Source organism: Streptomyces collinus (assembly GCF_031348265.1).
In the GTDB taxonomy this organism is placed as follows: domain Bacteria; phylum Actinomycetota; class Actinomycetes; order Streptomycetales; family Streptomycetaceae; genus Streptomyces; species Streptomyces collinus.
In genome coordinates this window covers 3,446,616-3,463,103 of sequence record NZ_CP133771.1, presented here as the reverse complement: position 1 = coordinate 3,463,103, position 16,488 = coordinate 3,446,616, and the positions used below count along the sequence as shown (strand labels likewise).

12 protein-coding genes are annotated in these 16,488 nt (G+C 73.8%); 3 read left to right on the top strand and 9 right to left on the bottom strand.

Annotated elements, in window-relative coordinates; all coding sequences use genetic code 11:
• Positions 1-72 precede the first annotated feature (72 nt).
• Together RFN52_RS15585 and RFN52_RS15580 are read right to left on the bottom strand one after the other, a co-directional pair.
• On the bottom strand, positions 73-897 hold the full coding sequence (locus RFN52_RS15585; protein WP_184846991.1) for an ABC transporter ATP-binding protein: 825 nt from the start codon (positions 895-897) through the stop codon (positions 73-75).
• Positions 890-1,804, bottom strand: a complete 915-nt coding sequence (locus RFN52_RS15580; RefSeq protein WP_184846989.1) for an ABC transporter permease — start codon at positions 1,802-1,804, stop codon at positions 890-892. Before RFN52_RS15580 ends, RFN52_RS15585 begins: the two co-directional genes overlap by 8 nt.
• A gap of 177 nt (positions 1,805-1,981) precedes the next feature.
• On the opposite strand from RFN52_RS15580, the gene RFN52_RS15575 reads away from it, so the two are divergent.
• A complete protein-coding gene (locus RFN52_RS15575) occupies positions 1,982-2,608 on the top strand; it encodes a TetR/AcrR family transcriptional regulator (RefSeq protein WP_184846987.1) in 627 nt (208 codons plus the stop codon).
• Positions 2,609-2,788: 180 nt separating this feature from the next.
• Here the strand turns inward: RFN52_RS15575 and galE are convergent, their stop codons facing one another.
• On the bottom strand, positions 2,789-3,769 hold the full coding sequence (gene galE / locus RFN52_RS15570) for a UDP-glucose 4-epimerase GalE (RefSeq protein ID WP_184846985.1): 981 nt from the start codon (positions 3,767-3,769) through the stop codon (positions 2,789-2,791).
• A 71-nt stretch (positions 3,770-3,840) separates the two neighbouring features.
• A complete protein-coding gene (locus tag RFN52_RS15565) occupies positions 3,841-5,670 on the bottom strand; it encodes a glycosyltransferase (RefSeq protein ID WP_184846983.1) in 1,830 nt (609 codons plus the stop codon).
• Between the two features lie 91 nt (positions 5,671-5,761).
• On the opposite strand from RFN52_RS15565, the gene RFN52_RS15560 reads away from it, so the two are divergent.
• Positions 5,762-7,408 (top strand): glycosyltransferase family 39 protein, encoded by a 1,647-nt coding sequence (locus RFN52_RS15560; RefSeq protein WP_425579481.1) that lies wholly within the window; start codon positions 5,762-5,764, stop codon positions 7,406-7,408.
• A 15-nt stretch (positions 7,409-7,423) separates the two neighbouring features.
• On the opposite strand, the gene RFN52_RS15555 is transcribed toward RFN52_RS15560, so the two are convergent.
• Positions 7,424-7,942 (bottom strand): MarR family winged helix-turn-helix transcriptional regulator, encoded by a 519-nt coding sequence (locus RFN52_RS15555; RefSeq protein WP_184846981.1) that lies wholly within the window; start codon positions 7,940-7,942, stop codon positions 7,424-7,426.
• Between the two features lie 95 nt (positions 7,943-8,037).
• Here RFN52_RS15555 and RFN52_RS15550 point away from each other — a divergent pair, with 95 nt between their 5' ends.
• The gene (locus RFN52_RS15550; RefSeq protein ID WP_184846979.1) at positions 8,038-8,451 is read left to right on the top strand and encodes an organic hydroperoxide resistance protein; all 414 of its coding nucleotides are present in this window, start codon (positions 8,038-8,040) and stop codon (positions 8,449-8,451) included.
• Here the strand turns inward: RFN52_RS15550 and RFN52_RS15545 are convergent.
• From RFN52_RS15545 to RFN52_RS15530, 4 genes are all read right to left on the bottom strand, one after another.
• Entirely contained in the window at positions 8,441-10,015 is a 1,575-nt protein-coding gene (locus RFN52_RS15545) for a hypothetical protein (RefSeq protein ID WP_184846977.1), read from the bottom strand. The genes RFN52_RS15550 and RFN52_RS15545 overlap by 11 nt on opposite strands.
• Before the next feature lie 71 nt (positions 10,016-10,086).
• A complete protein-coding gene (locus RFN52_RS15540; RefSeq protein ID WP_184846975.1) occupies positions 10,087-11,925 on the bottom strand; it encodes an arabinofuranosyltransferase AftB family protein in 1,839 nt (612 codons plus the stop codon).
• On the bottom strand, positions 11,922-14,162 hold the full coding sequence (locus tag RFN52_RS15535; RefSeq protein WP_184846973.1) for a bifunctional glycosyltransferase/CDP-glycerol:glycerophosphate glycerophosphotransferase: 2,241 nt from the start codon (positions 14,160-14,162) through the stop codon (positions 11,922-11,924). Before RFN52_RS15535 ends, RFN52_RS15540 begins: the two co-directional genes overlap by 4 nt.
• Before the next feature lie 8 nt (positions 14,163-14,170).
• Entirely contained in the window at positions 14,171-16,369 is a 2,199-nt protein-coding gene (locus tag RFN52_RS15530) for a bifunctional glycosyltransferase/CDP-glycerol:glycerophosphate glycerophosphotransferase (RefSeq protein ID WP_184846971.1), read from the bottom strand.
• Positions 16,370-16,488: the final 119 nt, after the last annotated feature.

Genomic DNA, 16,488 nt, shown 5'->3' with positions numbered 1-16,488 from the left:
GACCCCTCTCGCAGCTGCACGGTATGCGGTCATGCTGCCATCAATGGGGCAAAAGGGCCGACCGAGTGCGCCTCACGAGGGAACGGCGGCCTTCGCCTTCGGCTTGTCCGCCTTGTCTCCGGTGAACGCCTCGTACTCCTTGAGCACGTCCTCCGTAGGCCCGTCCATGCGCAGCTCCCCGCGCTCCAGCCACAGCACGCGGTCGCAGGTGTCGCGGATGGACTTGTTGTTGTGGCTCACCAGGAACACCGTGCCCGCGTGCTTGCGCAGCTCGCGGATGCGCTCCTCGGAGCGCTTCTGGAAGGAGCGGTCGCCGGTGGCCAGCGCCTCGTCGATCAGCAGGACGTCGTGGTCCTTGGCGGCGGCGATGGAGAACCGCAGCCGCGCGGCCATGCCGGAGGAGTACGTCCGCATCGGCAGCGTGATGAAGTCGCCCTTCTCGTTGATGCCGGAGAAGTCGACGATCTCCTGGTAGCGGTCCTTGACCTGCTCGCGGGACATGCCCATGGCCAGGCCGCCGAGGTGCACGTTGCGCTCGCCGGTCAGGTCGTTCATCAGGGCGGCGTTGACGCCGAGCAGGGAGGGCTGGCCGTCGGTGTAGATACGGCCGTTCTCCACGGGCAGAAGCCCGGCGACGGCCTTCAGCAGGGTCGACTTGCCGGAGCCGTTGGTGCCGATCAGGCCGATCGCCTCACCGCGGTAGGCGACGAAGGACACGTTCTTCACGGCGTGCACCCTGCGCACGCCCGAGGCCTTCTCGGTCTGCTTGCGGCGCACGATGCGGTTGAGGGCGGCGGTCGCGGAGCCGCGTCCGGCGCCGGTGCCGTTGACGCGGTAGACGATGTCGACGCCGTCGGCGACGACGGTGGGGATCTTCTCGCTCGGGTGCTCAGCCACGGCCGTACGTCTCCTCAGCCTTCCAGAAGTAGATGAAGCCGCCGACGCCTGCGAGCAGTGCCCAGCCCGCGGCGATCGCCCACACGTGGGCGGGCAGCTGGCTCGCGTGGAAGCTGTCGATCAGGGCGAAGCGCATCAGGTCGATGTAGACGGCCGCCGGGTTGGTCGCCAGCGCGACCTTCACCACGTGGGGCAGGCTGTCCTTCTGCGCCAGCTTGTCGATGCTCCACATGACGCCCGAGACGTACATCCAGGTGCGCAGCACGAACGGCATCAGCTGGGCGATGTCGGGGGTCTTGGCGCCCATCCGGGCCATGACCATCGAAATGCCCGCGTTGAACGTGAACTGCAGGAACAGGGCCGGCAGCGCCAGCAGCCAGGAAGCGCTGACCGGCACGCCGAAGCAGAGCAGGATGACGACCAGGGCGCCCATCGAGAACATCAGCTGCTGGAGCTGCTGGAGGCAGAAGGAGATCGGCAGGGCGGCGCGCGGGAAGTGCAGGGCGCGCACCAGGCCGAGGTTGCCGGAGATGGCGCGGGTGCCCGCCATGATCGAGCTCTGCGTGAACGTCCAGATGAACACGCCCGTGACCAGGAACGGGATGTAGTCGGGCACCCCGTGCTTGGTGCCGAGCAGCACGCCGAAGATGAAGTAGTAGACCGCCGCGTTCAGCAGCGGGGTCATCACCTGCCAGACCTGGCCCAGCTTCGCCTGGCTGTACTGGGCGGTGAGCTTGGCGGTGGCGAACGCCGTGATGAAGTGGCGGCGGGCCCACAGCTGCCGGACGTACTCGGGCAGCGAGGGCCGGGCGCCACTGACCGAGAGGCCGTGGCGGGCGGCGAGGGCCGTGAGGTCGGCTTCGGCCGGGGCCGGGGTCTGGGGCGGTGTGTGGAGGACCGTACTCACATCCGCTGCTTTCGCTCGGGGGGTGGGACCTGGGGGTGAAGAGCGAGGGGGAGTCGGCTCTTACCGGACTCTTCACGACTTCTTACGTCGGGACGGGACCGTATCGTCGTAACGGGAGCGTACGACGGGCGAACGTCGGAACGCAACCGTTTCGTCGTGACGCCCTATGCTGTCGGCATGACGACGAAGCCCGACGAGCCCCAGCAGCCCCCGCGCCGCCGGGCCCCCGCGGGGGCGGCCGTACTGCGGGAGGACGTGACGGAAGCGATCCGGGCGGCCGTCTTCGAGGAGCTCGCGGCCGTCGGCTACGCGCGGATGTCCATCGAGGGGATCGCGCGCCGGGCGGGGGTCGGGAAGACGGCGGTGTACCGCCGCTGGCGCTCGAAGCTGCACCTGGTCCTCGACATCGTCTCGGCGCTCGCCGTGCAGGGCCTGCCCGCGCCGGACACCGGCTCCCTGGAGGGCGACCTGCGGCTCCTCTACGAGGTGACGTCCCGCGCCCTGCGCCACCCCGTGGCCTCGCAGATCATCCCCGACCTCCAGGCCGAGGCGGCCCGCAACCCCGACATCGCCGAGGCCATGCAGAAGGCCCTGCGCGAGGGGCAGGACGGCGTCGCCACCGGCATCGTGACGGCGGCGGCACGCCGCGGCGAACTGCGCGAGGGCATCGACCACGACCTCGCGCTCGACCTGATCTCCGGCCCGCTCTACTGGCGCTCGGTGGTCATCCGCAGCCCGAAGCTGCCGAAGGGGTATCTGGGCGCGCTGGCCCGGGCCACGTCGGAGGGGCTGAAGGCGTTGTAGGACGGGCCCCCGCGGCTCGGCCGGGCCTCGCGGCTCGGCGGACCCCCGAGGCTCGGCGGACCCCCCGCGCCTCGGTTGGGTCCCCGCGCCTCGGTCGGGCCCCACGGCCCGGCAGGGTTCGCTACCGACGTGAGTGAGCCCCGGCAGGCGCGCCGGGGCTCGTCGCTGTGCCGGGGCGGATCAGCCCCGCCCCGCCTCCGGATGCAGCCGCAGCCATCCCTCCCACGCCGACGTGATCATGTCCGGCACGTCGAGCCGGGCCTTCCAGCCCAGTTCCGCGGCGGCGCGGTCGGCGGAGGCCACGACCCGGGCCGGGTCGCCCGGGCGGCGGGGGGTGACGGCGGGCGGTCGGTCGTGGCCGGTGACGGTGTTGATGCGGTCGATCATCTCGCGGACGGAGACGCCCTCGCCCCGGCCGATGTTGAGCGTGAGGTCGCGGCCGGGGGCGGAGCGCAGGGCCCGGGCCGCCGCGACATGGGCCTCGGCCAGGTCGACCACGTGGATGTAGTCGCGCACGCAGGTGCCGTCCGGAGTCGGGTAGTCGTCGCCGAAGACGCGCGGGGGCGCGTCCTCGGTGAGCTTCTCGAAGACCATCGGCACGAGGTTGAACACCCCGGTGTCCGCGAGTTCCGGGCCCGCGGCGCCCGCCACGTTGAAGTAGCGCAGGCACGCGGTCGACAGTCCGGTCGCCCGGCCGGTCGCGCGGACCAGCCACTCACCGGCCAGCTTCGTCTCGCCGTACGGCGACATGGGCAGGCACGGCGTCTCCTCCGTGACGAGGTCCACGTCCGGCATGCCGTACACCGCCGCCGACGAGGAGAAGACGAAGGACGGCACCTTCACCGCCGTCACGGCGTCCAGCAGGACCCGCAGGCCCTCGACGTTCTCCCGGTAGTAGTGCAGCGGCCGTTCCACCGACTCGGCCACCTGCTTCTTCGCCGCGAGGTGGACGACGCCGGTGACCGTGTGGTCCGCGAGGGTACGGCCGAGCCGCCCGGCGTCCAGGGTCGAGCCCACCACCAGCGGCACCCCGTCGGGCACGCGCTCGGCGATGCCCGTGGACAGGTCGTCGTACACCACAGCCTGCTCGCCCGCCGCGGTCATCGCCCGTACGACGTGCGCGCCGATGTAGCCGGCGCCGCCGGTGATCAACCAGGTCATGTGCGGCCGTCCCCTCGTCAGTTGGCCAGTGGTGGTGGTGCGGTGCGCTGCTCCGTCGCGGTCTGGTGCTCTCAGTGAAGCAGGCGGCGCAGCCGCGCGCGGGCGACCGACAGCACACCGCGTACGCCGGGGGCCACCCGCAGCGCCAGCGCGCCGGAGTGGGTGGCGTACGGCTGTACGAGTACCACGCCGTGCCGGACGCTCGGGACGGCGCTGCGGCGCAGCAGACCGGCGCCCCTGAGCGCGTGTGCCGAGACGTCGCGGCTCACGCCGTCGCGAAAGCGGATACGAAGGCGCAGGTCCCAGGTGCCCGCGCCGAGCGCGGACAGCGCGGCGAGATCGACGGCCACCTCCGCCGACCAGGCGCCGCCGCGCACGGAACCGGCGGTCCCGGCGGGCTCGGCGCCTCGCGCGCACGGTCCGAGCGCCACGGCTCCGGCAGGCTCGGCGCCCCGTGCGAGCGCCACGGCTCTTGAACCGGCTCTCCCGGCAGGCTCCGGGCCCTGCGCGAGCGCCACGGCTTCGGAACCGGCGGTACTGGCGGGCTCGGAGCCGCTCGGGCACGGCGCGAGCGGCACGGCCGTGTCCCGGACCACCACGCCCCCGTCGTCCCGGTGCAGCCACTCCGCCTCCACCGACTCCGGCCCCGCCTGCGCCACCCGCCCGTACAGCTCGTGCAGCCGCAGCCGCAGCCGCAGCCGCAGCCGGGTGCCGCGCGCGCACGGCCGCAGCTCCGCGTCGACGGCGAGGGGCAGCGCGCGCACCGGCCGGGCCCGCAGCGGCTCCAGGGAGACCGGGAGGGCGTCCGACCAGACCGGCGTGCCGTCCGCGGCGCGGGCGTACGGCGGGCACAGGCGGGCCGGGCGGGCCGCTAGCTCCCGCAGCCGGGGCAGGTCGCACGGCTCCGGTGAGGCCAGCACGACCCGCCCGACCAGCCGGCCGGGAGCGGCCGGGTTGCGCGCCCAGTCGTCGGCGTCGTACTCCGCGAGGTGCGCCCGCGTGAGCTCCCACCACGCCCGCCGGTACGCGGCGTCGCGCAACCCCAGTTCGCGCACGTACATCCGCAGGTCGTGGTCGAGGAACTTGGCGCGCACGGCCCGCGCGAGTTCCTTCTGCCCGGCGCCCAGCAGCACCTCGTACGCCTGTCGGCACGCCTCGGTGCGGGCCCTCCAGTTCTCGACGCCGGACCGGTCCAGGGAGATCGACAGCCGCCCGGCCGACCGGCGCACGTGCCAGACGTACACCCGGTCCGGGACCAAGGCGATACGCGGAGCCGCGGCCAGGACGCGCGCGGTGAAGACGACGTCCTCGTACGGGAAGCGGCCCTCGGGGAAGCGGATGCCGTGCGCCCGCAGGAAGCCGGTGCGGTAGAGCTTGTTGACGCAGAGCGTGTCGTGGACCAGGCGCGGTCGCCGAGCAGGGCGCGGCACCACGGCGTGCAGCGCGTAGAGGCGTGGTTCCCAGGGCACTTCGCGCCCCGACGGCAGCTCACGGCGTACGCACAGACCGCCCGCGACCTCGGCGTGCGCACCCTCGGCCGCTTCGAGCAGCGCGTCGACGGCACCGGGCGGCAGGACGTCGTCGCTGTCCAGGAACATCACGTACGGCGAGGTCACCGCGTCGAGCCCGGTGTTGCGCGGGGTGCCGCAGCCGCCGCTGTTGGCCCGGCGGCGGATCACCCTCAGTCGGGGCTCCGAGGCGGCGAGCCGGTCGAGCAGGCCGGCGCTGCCGTCCGTCGAGCAGTCGTCGACGGCCACCACCTCGCGCACGGCCGGTCCCTGGGCGAGCGCCGACCGCACGGCGTCCGTCACATGGGCGGCGTCGTCGTAACCGATCACCACGACGGCGACCCCGGCAGGCGGCTTCCGGGCGTCCCTGTCGGTCTCAGTCTCGGCATTCATCACGGCGGATGGTAAGCCGGGCGAATGACATGAAAGTGATAACACACCATCAAACCCTCTTGAACCCCCTTATTCAGCACAGAATCGGGCCGTGGAGAGCGGACAGGCGAGGGGGAGCGGCCGGTTCGGCGCGGGGGCGGCGCCCGTGGTGGTGCCCATGGCGGTGATGCTCGCGACCGGGCTGTGGGGCCTGGACCGCGGCGGCATGTGGGGCGACGAGAGTGTCACCTTCCAGGTCGCGCAGCGTACGGTCCCGCAGATCTGGCGGCTGCTGCACGACGTGGACGCCGTCCACGGCCTCTACTACCTGTTCATGCACGCCGTCCTCACCGTCCACCCCGGCGAGGTCGTGCTGCGCCTGCCGTCGGTGTGCGCGGCGACGGCGACCGCCGGCCTGGTCGCCGCCCTCGGCGTCCGACTGGCCGGGCCCCGGGCCGGCCTGTGCGCCGGGGCCCTGTACGCGATCACGCCCATGACCGGCCACTACGCCCAGGAGGGCCGGTCGTACGCGCTCGTCGCGGCAGGCGTGGCGGGGGCGACGCTGCTGCTGGTGAGGGCCGTGGACGCCGGGGGCGCCCGGGTCTGGTGGCCGTACGGGACGGTCGTCGCCCTGACCTGTGCGCTGCACGAGCTGGCGGTGCCGGTGCTGGGTGCGCACGCACTGACGCTGGCCCTGCTGCGGGTGCCGGGGAAGGTGTGGCTCGGCTGGGGGCGTGCGGCCGGGGCGGTGGCGCTGCTCCTGCTGCCGCTGGTGTGGGTGTCGCAGGGGCAGTCCGGGCAGGTGGCGTGGCTGGTGTCACCGGGGTGGGACCGGGTCGGGAGGCTGGCCCGGAACTTCTCTCCCGGTCCGGCGGGGCCGGTGTTCTGGGGCTCGCTGCTGCTGATGGCCGTGGGACTGCGCGAGCGGCGCACGGCCGCGGTCGCGCTTCCGCTGCTGCTCGTGCCGCCGGGGATCCTGATGACCGTGTCGCAGGTGCGGCCGCTCTACCACGACCGGTACGTGCTCTACGCGCTGGCGGGCGCGTCCCTGCTGGTCGCGGCCGGGGCCGGGCGGGTGGCCGCGGTGCTGGGGCGGGTGCGGATCGAGGGGCGGCGGGTGCGGGCCGGGGGCCGCCGGGTGCGGGCCGTCGTGGGCGTGACCGGCGTCCTCGCCCTCACCGTCACCTTCCTGGACCAGCTCCCGGTGCACCGCCAGGACCGGTCCGCCGCCCACCGCCCGGACAATCTCGCCGTGGTCTCCGCGCTCGCCGTCAGCCGGATGCGCCCCGGCGACCCGGTGCTGTTCGTGCCGTCGGTCGGCAGGCTCGCCGCGCTGGCCTACCCGAAGGGGTTCCGGCAGGTGCGGGACATCGCGCTGCGGGAGTCCGCGCCCCGTTCCGGAACGCTGTGGGGACGGGAGGCGACCCCCGGGGAGCTGCGGCGGCGGCTCGCCGCGGTGGACCGCGTCTGGGTCGTCGCCGAGCGGTCCGCCCTGGACCCGCGACGGAGCCGGCCCGACCCGGTCGAGCGCACCAAGCTCGCCGTCCTGGTCGCGGAGTTCACCGTCCGTGAGGAGCACGTCCACGAGGAACGCGTCCGCGACGACGTGCTCCTGCGCCTCTACGTCCGGCGCCCGCCCGGAGACATCCCGCCCGGAGACGCCCCGCCCGGCGACGCCCCGCCCCGCGAACCGGCCGACGTCCGGCCACCCGGCGTGTCCGCCGGCGCCCCGGCTCTCGGCGCCCCGCCTCCGCCGTAGCGCAGCCCGGTGCGGTTACGGCCGCTCGTCGGCGGACGAGCCGCCCCGCGAGTCCGCGAGCGCGGCCGCCGCGTCCAGCGCGGTGGTGAGGTCGTCGAGGCGGGCGCGCAGGGCGCGGATCTCCTCGGGGCCGAAGCCGGTCGAGGTGGCGATCCGGCGCGGCACCTGAAGCGCCCGCCCGCGCAGCGCGACGCCCTCCTCGGTCAGTCGCACCTCCACCGACCGCTCGTCGCGGGCGCTGCGCTCGCGACGCACGAGACCGGCCGACTCCAGCCGTTTGAGCAGCGGCGACAGCGTGCCGGAGTCGAGACGCAGGTGCTCGCCGAGCTTCTTCACGGGCAACTCGTCGTGCTCCCACAGCACCAGCATCACCAGGTACTGCGGGTAGGTCAGCCCGAGGTCCTTGAGGATCCCGCGGTAGACCCCGTTGAAGGCGCGGGAGGCCGCGTGCAGGGAGAAACAGATCTGCTGGTCCAGGCGGAGCCAGTCGTCGTCGGGCGTGTTCATGTCTCCAGGGTAGCTCGTGCCCGCCATTCAATTGCGCACAACTCAATTGTGTGCTCTAATTCTGGGTGTCAGGCGGCCTGGAAGCGGGCCGCCGAACGTTGACGTGAGAGGGAAGGTTTTCCATGGACGCGCTCTACACCGCTGTCGCCACCGCCACCCACGGCCGCGAGGGCCGGACCGTCAGCTCCGACGGCGTGCTGGACCTCGCCCTGGGCATGCCCCAGGCGCTGGGCGGCAACGGCCAGGGCACCAACCCCGAGCAGCTCTTCGCCGCCGGTTACGCCGCCTGCTTCGGCAGCGCCCTCGGCCTCGTCGGGCGCGCCGCCAAGGTCGACGTCAGCGACGCCGCCGTGACCGCCGAGGTCTCCATAGGCAAGCAGGGCGAAGGCTTCGGCCTGGCCGTCACCCTCCGCGTGGAGCTGCCCGACAGCGTGGACGAGGCGACCGGCCGCAAGCTGGTCGAGCAGGCCCACCAGGTCTGCCCGTACTCCAACGCCACCCGCGGCAACATCGAGGTCGACCTCGTCATCGAGTAGGCGCGCCACCCGCGACCCGCGCCAGCACCTCCCCCGTCCGTCTGCTCCACGCCACCACCACGGCCTCCTCGGGCATCGGGTGCCGGCGTGTCAGCAGCAGCCAGCGCACGTGGTAGCGGCGGACGACGGCGGACCGCTCGGCGCGGGTCGAGCCGGGGGCGAGATAGGCGCGGACATCGGCCGCCCGGCGCTCCCGCTCCCGCTCGTCCAGGGCGGGGTCGGGCCAGATGGGCGCGGCGAGGTTCGGCCCGTACCCGGCGATGGCGTGACTGGCGAAGTACCCGTCGGTGATCACCACCTCGCCGGGCCCGATGTGCCGCGCGGCCCAGTCGTAGGACGGCCAGCGCGTCGGCTGCGCGAACCCCACCGGGTCGGCCGAGCGCGGCACGACCGCCCCGGCGTGCACGGTGACGAACCCGGCACACACCCCGGCCAGCGCCGCCCCGCCCAGTACCCGCCGGGCCCGCCGCCAGGGCCGGGGCGCCGCCAGCTCCACCGCCAGGGCGAACTGCAGCGGCACCAGCACGGCCCACAGGACCCGGGCGTACGTGTAGTGCCCGCTCACCCAGCCGTACGCCACCAGCAGGCACTCCAGCAGGAACATCAGCACCAGCGGATCACGCACCGACCGGCGCGCCCGTACCCAGAGTGCGGGCAGGCCGAGCAGGGCCAGCCAGGAGTTGGCGGGCATCCCCTCGTACAGCTGCCGGTGCATCGCGTCCATGCCGGTGTCGTTCACCAGCGTCAGGACGTCGTAGTACGGCCATGCCACGGCGACCGCCGCGCAGACCGCCGCGGAGAGCGCCCAGCGTGCCGCGACCGGCCGGCGCCAGCCGCGCTGCCGGGACGCCACGATCGCCACCGCCCCGGTGAGCGCCGAGGCCGCCGTGACGGGATGGGTGAGCAGGATCAGCGCGAAGAGGGCGCCGGTCCCGGCGTACCCCCACCAGCCGCCGAGCCCGCTCGGGCCGACGAACCGCACGGCGGGGGCGTCGTCCCGCGCGCGGGTGCCCGTCCAGGCCCACGCCCAGAACGTCAGCCCGATGGCGAGCGCGGACGGGTAGCCCAGGTTCGTCGTCATCGCCATCAGCCCGAGGTAGCCGCTCCACAGGATCCGCGCGGTGCCCCACAGCAGCGTCATGAACAGCAGGGCCCACACCGGCGCCCACGGGCGGGAGGTGAGGGTCCTGACGAACCGGCCGAGCCCCGTCAGCAGCACCAGCAGATGCACCGGCCCGGCGAGCTTCACGACCTCCCAGCCCGTCAACCCGGTCAGCCGCGCCACATAGCCCTGGGCGACGGCGTACGGCCCGTAGTACGGGCTCCCCTCGCCCGGCAGGTCCGCCATCGTGTGGGCCGGGTGGAGCAGGTCGGCCTTGAGGCGCTCGACGACCGCCGCGTGCTGTCCGGCGTCACAGCACAGCGGGATCCGCCAGTACGCCAGCGTCATCACCAGCCAGAACAGGGCGCCGTAGAACTGGTACGGGGTGAGCCTTGCGGCCCGGCCGCCGCGCAGCGCCGTCGCACCGCGCACGGCCCGCCGGACCAGGACCGGGGCGCTCACGAGAGGGTGGAAGGGGTCGGGGGCATGCGCCGAATGTTCCCGCCCTACGCGTGCCCTGACCCGGGATCACTTCATCGGGTGAGGCCGCTGCGCCCACCTGCCGGTCGGTCGCACAGCGCCTGCCGGGCCGCCGCGGGCCAGCGCGCGAAGCGGAACTGCGTCCGCTCGACCGCCCCGGTGAGGTTTCGCCAGAACCGCTCGGCGGTGAGCGGTGCGCGCACCGACTCCCGCAGCTCGGCGAGATCGCCGCAGTCCAGCGCGGCCCGGGCCGCCTCGACCGCCTCCCGCGGGGCCCCGGCCCGCAGCAGGTCGCGCTGCGGCGGATGCTGCGCCGCCCACTCGGCGAAGACCCAGTGGTTGCGCAGGAACTTCTCGTGCCCGGGCCAGCTCCACCGCTCCAGCGCCAGGTGCGCGCCGATCGGGCTGGCCAGCCCCCAGGCGTCGTTGACGTAGGCGTCCAGCGGCGCCGCCGCCCCCGTCACGCCGAGATGGCGGCCCACGATCACCACCTGGTACGGCGAGTCCGCGCGCATCGGCGTCGCGTGCAGCCGCCGCCCGGCGTCGAAGTAGAGCAGCGTCGGCACGGGCGCCCGCTCGGCCCGGGCCAGCATCGCGCGCCCCTCCGGCAGGGCGGGCCAGTTGCCCACCCAGGTGGCGGTGCGCACCGGGTTGTGGTCGCCGAGGCTCTCCACGTCGGAGCTGCGCACGTTGAACGATCCGGGCGTGCTGCGCACGTCGAACGGCGTCCGCAGCGGACTGACCGCCGCGCACAGCCACACCACCAGCAGCACGCCCGCCACGCCCGTGACCCTGGTCGCGGGCACGACCAGCACCGGCAGGAGCAACAGCACAAGGGCGGGCAGGATCATGCGGGCGTGCATGTAGTCGCCGCCGACGCGGACGACGTACCCGGCGAGCAGCAGCCCCGCCGCGAGCGGCGCCAGCAGCACCGCGAGTGAAACCCTGCCCGGGGCGCGCTCCCGCTGCTCCCGGCGGGTGCGCCGCACCAGCAGGACGGCCAGCGCCCCGAGCACCGGCACGACCGGCCACAGCCAGTACGGCCCGAGCGTCTCCTGCACATACCCGGCACCCCGGCTCCAGTCGCTGGCGCTCGCCTCCTTGGCGATGGCGGGCAACGGCACCAGGACCCCGTAGTACCCCGCCCGGAACACCTCGTACGCCAGCGGCACCGCTCCCGCCGAGGCCAGCATCGCCGCCGTGCCCCGCCGGGCGGGACGCAGCACCCACCACAGCGCGGCCAGGAAACAGGCCGTGACCACCGCGAGATCGGGCCGGACCAGCGGACCCAGCCCGAACACGAAGGCGGCCGTGCACGTCAGCCGGGCCTCCTGCCCGCGACGGGTCCGCGTCAGCAGCCACCACGACAGGCCGGTCCAGAAGGTGCCCAGACCGCTCTCCAGCCCCGAGGTCATGTACGACCAGAACGGCGGCACCGCCAGCAGCACGAACACACCGGCCGGGAGCAGCGGCCCCGCGCCCCGGTGCAGCCGGCACGTGGCGAGCAGAGCGAACGCGAACCCCGCGGTGCTCAGGACCAGGCCGAGACCGACCGCGAGGAACGCCGGGTCCTCGCCGGTGACCCAGGTGGCGAGGGCGAGCAGCCACTGCCACAGGGTGCCCGTCGAACTCTCCGCCCGCTCACCGACGTTGAACACGGGCCCGTTGCCCGCCAGGATCTGCCGGACCGGGCGCAGGTAGATCAGCCCGTCGTCGCAGATCCAGCGGCGCCGGTAGCCCAGCACGAACAGGGCCGCGGTGGGCACGGCGATCAGGGCGGCATGCCACCCGTGCACCGGCCGCAGCCCCTCGACCGCGGTCGGCGGCCGGGCCGAGAAGGCCCGCTGGCCGGGCAGGGAGGGGACGGCCTCGGGAGTCGCGGGAGTTCTCATCTCTCGATCAGCGCCTCGGGTCGGGTGCGGGCCCCCTCGGTCCGGCGGGCCGAGGGCAGCAGCGCACCGCCCCGCTCGCCCAGCATCAGCAGCCGGACGACCCGCTCGGCGGCCCGGCCGTCCTCGAACTCGCAGTACCGCTCACGGAAACCGGAGCGCAGCCGCGCCGCCTCCGCGTCCTGCCAGGTGCCGGAGGCGAACAGCCAGGTCAGCTCCCGGTAGGAGCGCGACACATGGCCCGGCGCGTCGGCCGTGATGTCGAAGTAGGCGCCCCGGCTCGCCGCGAACGCCCCCCAGTCGTCGGCGTGGACGACGATCGGCCGGTCCAGCAGGGCGTAGTCGAACATCAGGGCGGAATAGTCGGTGACCAGCACGTCGGAGGCGAGCATCACGTCCTCGACGTGCGGCTCGTCGGTGACGTCCACCAGCACGCCCCGCCGGTGCAGGTCGGACAGGCCGAGACCCCGCGCCACACCCGCTGCCAGTGACGGGTGCAGCCGGACGAGCAGCGTGTGCCCGGGGCCCAGGTCCGCGGCGAACCGGGCCAGGTCGAACCGGTCGACATGGCCGCCCCGCCGGTAGTCACGGCGGGTCGGCGCGTACAGCACGACCGTGTCACCGTCGGGGACGCCGAGCCGCTCGCGCACCGCCCGGCCCCGCTCGGGCCCTGCCCCGACCAGCGCGTCGTTGCGCGGGCTGCCGGTCCGCAGTGAGGTGAAGTGGCACGGGTATGCCCGCTCCCAGGTCCGCTCCGCGTGCCGCCCCGCGACCAGGCTGTAGTCCCAGCGGTCGGCGCGGCGCAGCATCTGCGGCACGTCGAACCCGTGCCGGGCACCCGGCTTGGTCAGCAGGTCGGCGCCCATGTACTTGAGCGGGGTGCCCTGGTGGGTGTGGATGTGCACGCTGCCGGGCCGCTTGGCCAGGGTGCCGGGCCAGTTGACGTTGTTCACCCAGTACGTGGCCCGCGCCATGACCTCGTGATAGCGCCGCGAGCCCGGCGTCACATGGTCGGTGCCGGGCGGCAGCGCGTCCACCGCGTCCTCCCGGACCACCCACACGCCCCGGATGTGCGGGGCGAGCTCGCGGGCCTTCTCGTGGATCGCGGCCGGGTCACCGGTCACACCCCGGTGGTGGGTCGCCGAGTAGACGGCGAGATGCGGGTCCAGCGGGCGTTTCGACTGGGCCGTGTACCAGCCGCGCAGGGCGGTCTCCGACGTCCTCTTCGCCACCCGCCGCCGCCCGCCCAGGGCGGCCGCGCGCAGGTCCCGCAGCCCGCGCGCCGCCGCGTACGTCGGGTAGGGCGCCGAGGCGAGCAGCCGCATCTCGGCCCCGCGCCAGCCGTCCGGCCGCGGGAAGCCGCCCCCGGGGAGGTGACGGCGGTGGAAGGAGCGGATCTCGCGGTAGAAGTCGCCCCGGTCGGCGGGGCGCACGCGGTCCTCGCGGGCCAGCACGAACAGCATGTGGTCCAGCGCCCGTTCCAGCAGCAGCGGACGCGCCCAGTCCAGGTCGGGGCGCTGCTCCAGGAACGCGAACAGGCCCTCGTACTGCGGGAAGATCTCGAAGTGCCGGCGCCCGGGTGTCTTGGTGATCGCGCCCTGCCGGCGCTGCCGGTACTCCACGCCGATCCGGTCCAGGCAGGCGATGCGCTCGGCCAGCACCATCGACCGGTAGGTGACCGGCGCGTCCTCGTACAGCCCCGGCGCGTACTGAAGGCCGTGTTCCTGGAAGAAGGAGCGCCGGTAGGCCTTGTTCCAGGCGACCAGGAACAGGTTCAGATACTGCGGGCTCTCCCGGATGCCGAACGTCTCCAGGCCCGCCGCGGCCAGCAGGTCCGCCGCCTCGCTGCGTCCGCCGCGGCCCCACCAGTGGGTGCGCACATGGTCGAAGACCAGGATGTCGGGGTCGCCGGTCGCCGCCAGACGTGCGGCGACGGCGGCCAGCAGGCCCGGTGTGTAGTGGTCGTCGCTGTCCAGGAACAGGACGTAGTCGCCGGCCGCCTGCGCGAGACCGGCGTTGCGGGCCCGGCCGAGGCCCACGTTCTCCGGCAGGTGCAGCACCCGCACCCGGGCGTCGCGGGCGGCGTACTCGTCGAGGATGGCGCCGCTGCCGTCGGGCGACCGGTCGTCCACGGCGATCACCTCGAAGTCGCCGTGGGACTGGCCGAGCACCGAGTCGAGACACTCGCGCAGGAAGCCCTGCACCTTGTAGACGGGGACGATGATGCTGAAGCGGGGCACTTCTTCGGTCAGCTCCTCACGAGGATGGCGGCGGGGGCCGGGACGCGCTCCGCGAGCGGGATCACGGGCGGGACCGACTCGGGCGGCTCGCCCAGCAGCACCCGGCGCACGACGCGTTCGGCGGCCCGCCCGTCGTCGAACTGGCAGAAGCGTTCCCGGAACGCGGCCCGCAGGGACGTGGCGGTCCCGTCCGCCCAGGAGCCGTCGCGGAAGACGGCCGCCAGCTCGCCGGGCGTCCGGGCGACCCGGCCGGGCGGGAGCTCCATCAGGTCGAAATAGACGCCCCGGGTCTCCCGGTAGACGTCCCAGTCGTCGGCGTACACGACGATCGGGCGGTCCAGGTTGGCGTAGTCGAACATGATCGACGAGTAGTCCGTGATCAGACCGTCCGCGGCCAGGCACACGTCCTCCGACGAGCGGTGCCCCGTGACGTCGATGATCCGCCCGCCGCCCCTGCTCGCCCCCTGGTCGTAGAAGTAGTGGGCGCGCAGCAGCACCACGTAGTCGTCGCCGATCGCCTCGCAGAACTCCGCCAGGTCCAGGCCCGTCTCGAAGCCGGTGGCGTAGTCGCGGTGCGTGGGCGCGTAGAGCAGGGCCTTCTTGCCGTCGGGGACACCCAGTTCCTTGCGGACGCGGGCGACGTCCTCGGCGGACGCCGTGCAGTAGATGTCGTTGCGCGGATAGCCGTACTCAAGGGTCTCGTGCGCGCTGGGAAAGGCCCGCTCCCACATCTCGGTGGAGTGCCGGTTGGAGGTGAGGTTGTAGTCCCAGCGGTCCACCCGGGCCAGCAGCCTGGCGAAGCTGCCGGTCGCCGCGGCCACCACGGGGTAGGTCGCCTGGTCGGCGCCCATCGTCTTCAACGGGGTGCCGTGCTGGGTCTGGAGGTGCACGCTGCCGGGGCGCTTGACCACGGCGTCAGCGAAGTTGGCGTTGTTGACCAGGTACTTGGCGCGGGCCAGCACCTGCCAGTACTTCCGGCTGCCGATCACCGCGTGCTCGACGCCCGGCGGCACGCTGCCCACCGCGTCCGGCTCCACCAGGAACACCGCGCGCAGGTGCGGGGCCAGCTCGCGGGCCTTGGCGTGGATCGCGGCCGGGTTGCAGGCGTAGCCGCGGCCCCAGTACGCGCAGTACACGACGAGGTTCCGGTCCAGCGGCATGCGCAGAGCGGCCGCGTAGCGCAGCCGGGTGCGCAGGCCCCGCGGGCGGGGGAGCAGCGCGGCGGCCCGCGATACCGTCCGGTTGGCGGCGCGCAGGGAGCGGAACGCCGCGTACGACCCCGAGGCCAGCAGCCGGTGCTGGACGCCGAGGCTGCCGCCGGGGGCCCGGTATCCGTCGGGGCGGTGCCGCCGGTAGAGCGCGCTCGCCCGCCGGAAGAAGGCCCGTCGTCCGGACGTCAGCCGCCGCGGGTGGGCGGCCGTCTTCAGCACGGCGGCGAAGAGCTGCTCGAACAGCGGCTTCAGCCGGTCCGCCGGCAGGTCCTGCTCCGCCGCCCGCGTCAGCACCAGCTCGGTCTGGTCCAGCAGCTCGGCATGGTGTTCGCCGGGCAGGCCCAGCAGGTTGCCCTGCCGGCGCAGCAGATGCCGGACGACGACCGTGCGCAGGGCCGCCACCCGCTCCGCCCGCAGGGCGACAAGACCGCCGAAGCCGACATCGGTGAAGTGGTCCCCGGGGAAGGTGATGTTCTGCTCGGTGAGGAAGGCCCGGCGGTAGACCGCGCTCCACGCCGGGAGCGTCACGCCCGTGAGCCGGGGGGCGCGGTCGGGGGTGAAGGCCCCGTCCGGCGTCCTGGCCAGCAGGGGGGCGGCCGGGTTGGTCGGCTCGCCCTCCCACCAGGGGGTGCGCTCGTGCTCGAAGTACAGGACGTCCACGTCGCCGGTCCCGTCCAGCCGGGCGTCCAGGGCCGCCAGCGCCCCCGGGACCAGGACGTCGTCACCGTCGAGGAACAGCACATGGCCGCCGACCGCCGCCCGCAGCCCGGTGTTGCGCGCCCCGGCCAGTCCGTCCGACGGCGGCGAATGCACCGGCGTCACCCGGGAGTCCCGCTCGGCGTACCCGGTGACGACGTCCGCCGCCGGTGCGTCGGGTGCGTCGCACACCGGGATCAGCTCGAAGTCGCCGAAGGACTGGGCGAGGACGGAGTCCAGAGCCTGGGACAGCCGGCCCGCGACCCCATGGGACGGGACGACGATGCTGAAGCGGGGCATTCTGCTCTTTCTGTCAGGAGGCGGGGCTGTCAAGAGGCGGGGCTGCCGGAGTCGGTAGTTCTCACCCGGCGCGCGGGCGTCCCGGCCGCCCGGATGGGCGCCAGGAGGACGGCCGGCTG

Coding starts and splice junctions, on each gene's coding strand:
- RFN52_RS15575 (WP_184846987.1), top strand. CDS start 1,982: ATGACGACGAAGCCCGACGAGCCCCAGCAGCCCCCGCGCCGCCGGGCC.
- galE (WP_184846985.1), bottom strand. CDS start 3,769: ATGACCTGGTTGATCACCGGCGGCGCCGGCTACATCGGCGCGCACGTC.
- RFN52_RS15565 (WP_184846983.1), bottom strand. CDS start 5,670: ATGAATGCCGAGACTGAGACCGACAGGGACGCCCGGAAGCCGCCTGCC.
- RFN52_RS15555 (WP_184846981.1), bottom strand. CDS start 7,942: ATGGCGGGCACGAGCTACCCTGGAGACATGAACACGCCCGACGACGAC.
- RFN52_RS15550 (WP_184846979.1), top strand. CDS start 8,038: ATGGACGCGCTCTACACCGCTGTCGCCACCGCCACCCACGGCCGCGAG.
- RFN52_RS15540 (WP_184846975.1), bottom strand. CDS start 11,925: ATGAGAACTCCCGCGACTCCCGAGGCCGTCCCCTCCCTGCCCGGCCAG.
- RFN52_RS15530 (WP_184846971.1), bottom strand. CDS start 16,369: ATGCCCCGCTTCAGCATCGTCGTCCCGTCCCATGGGGTCGCGGGCCGG.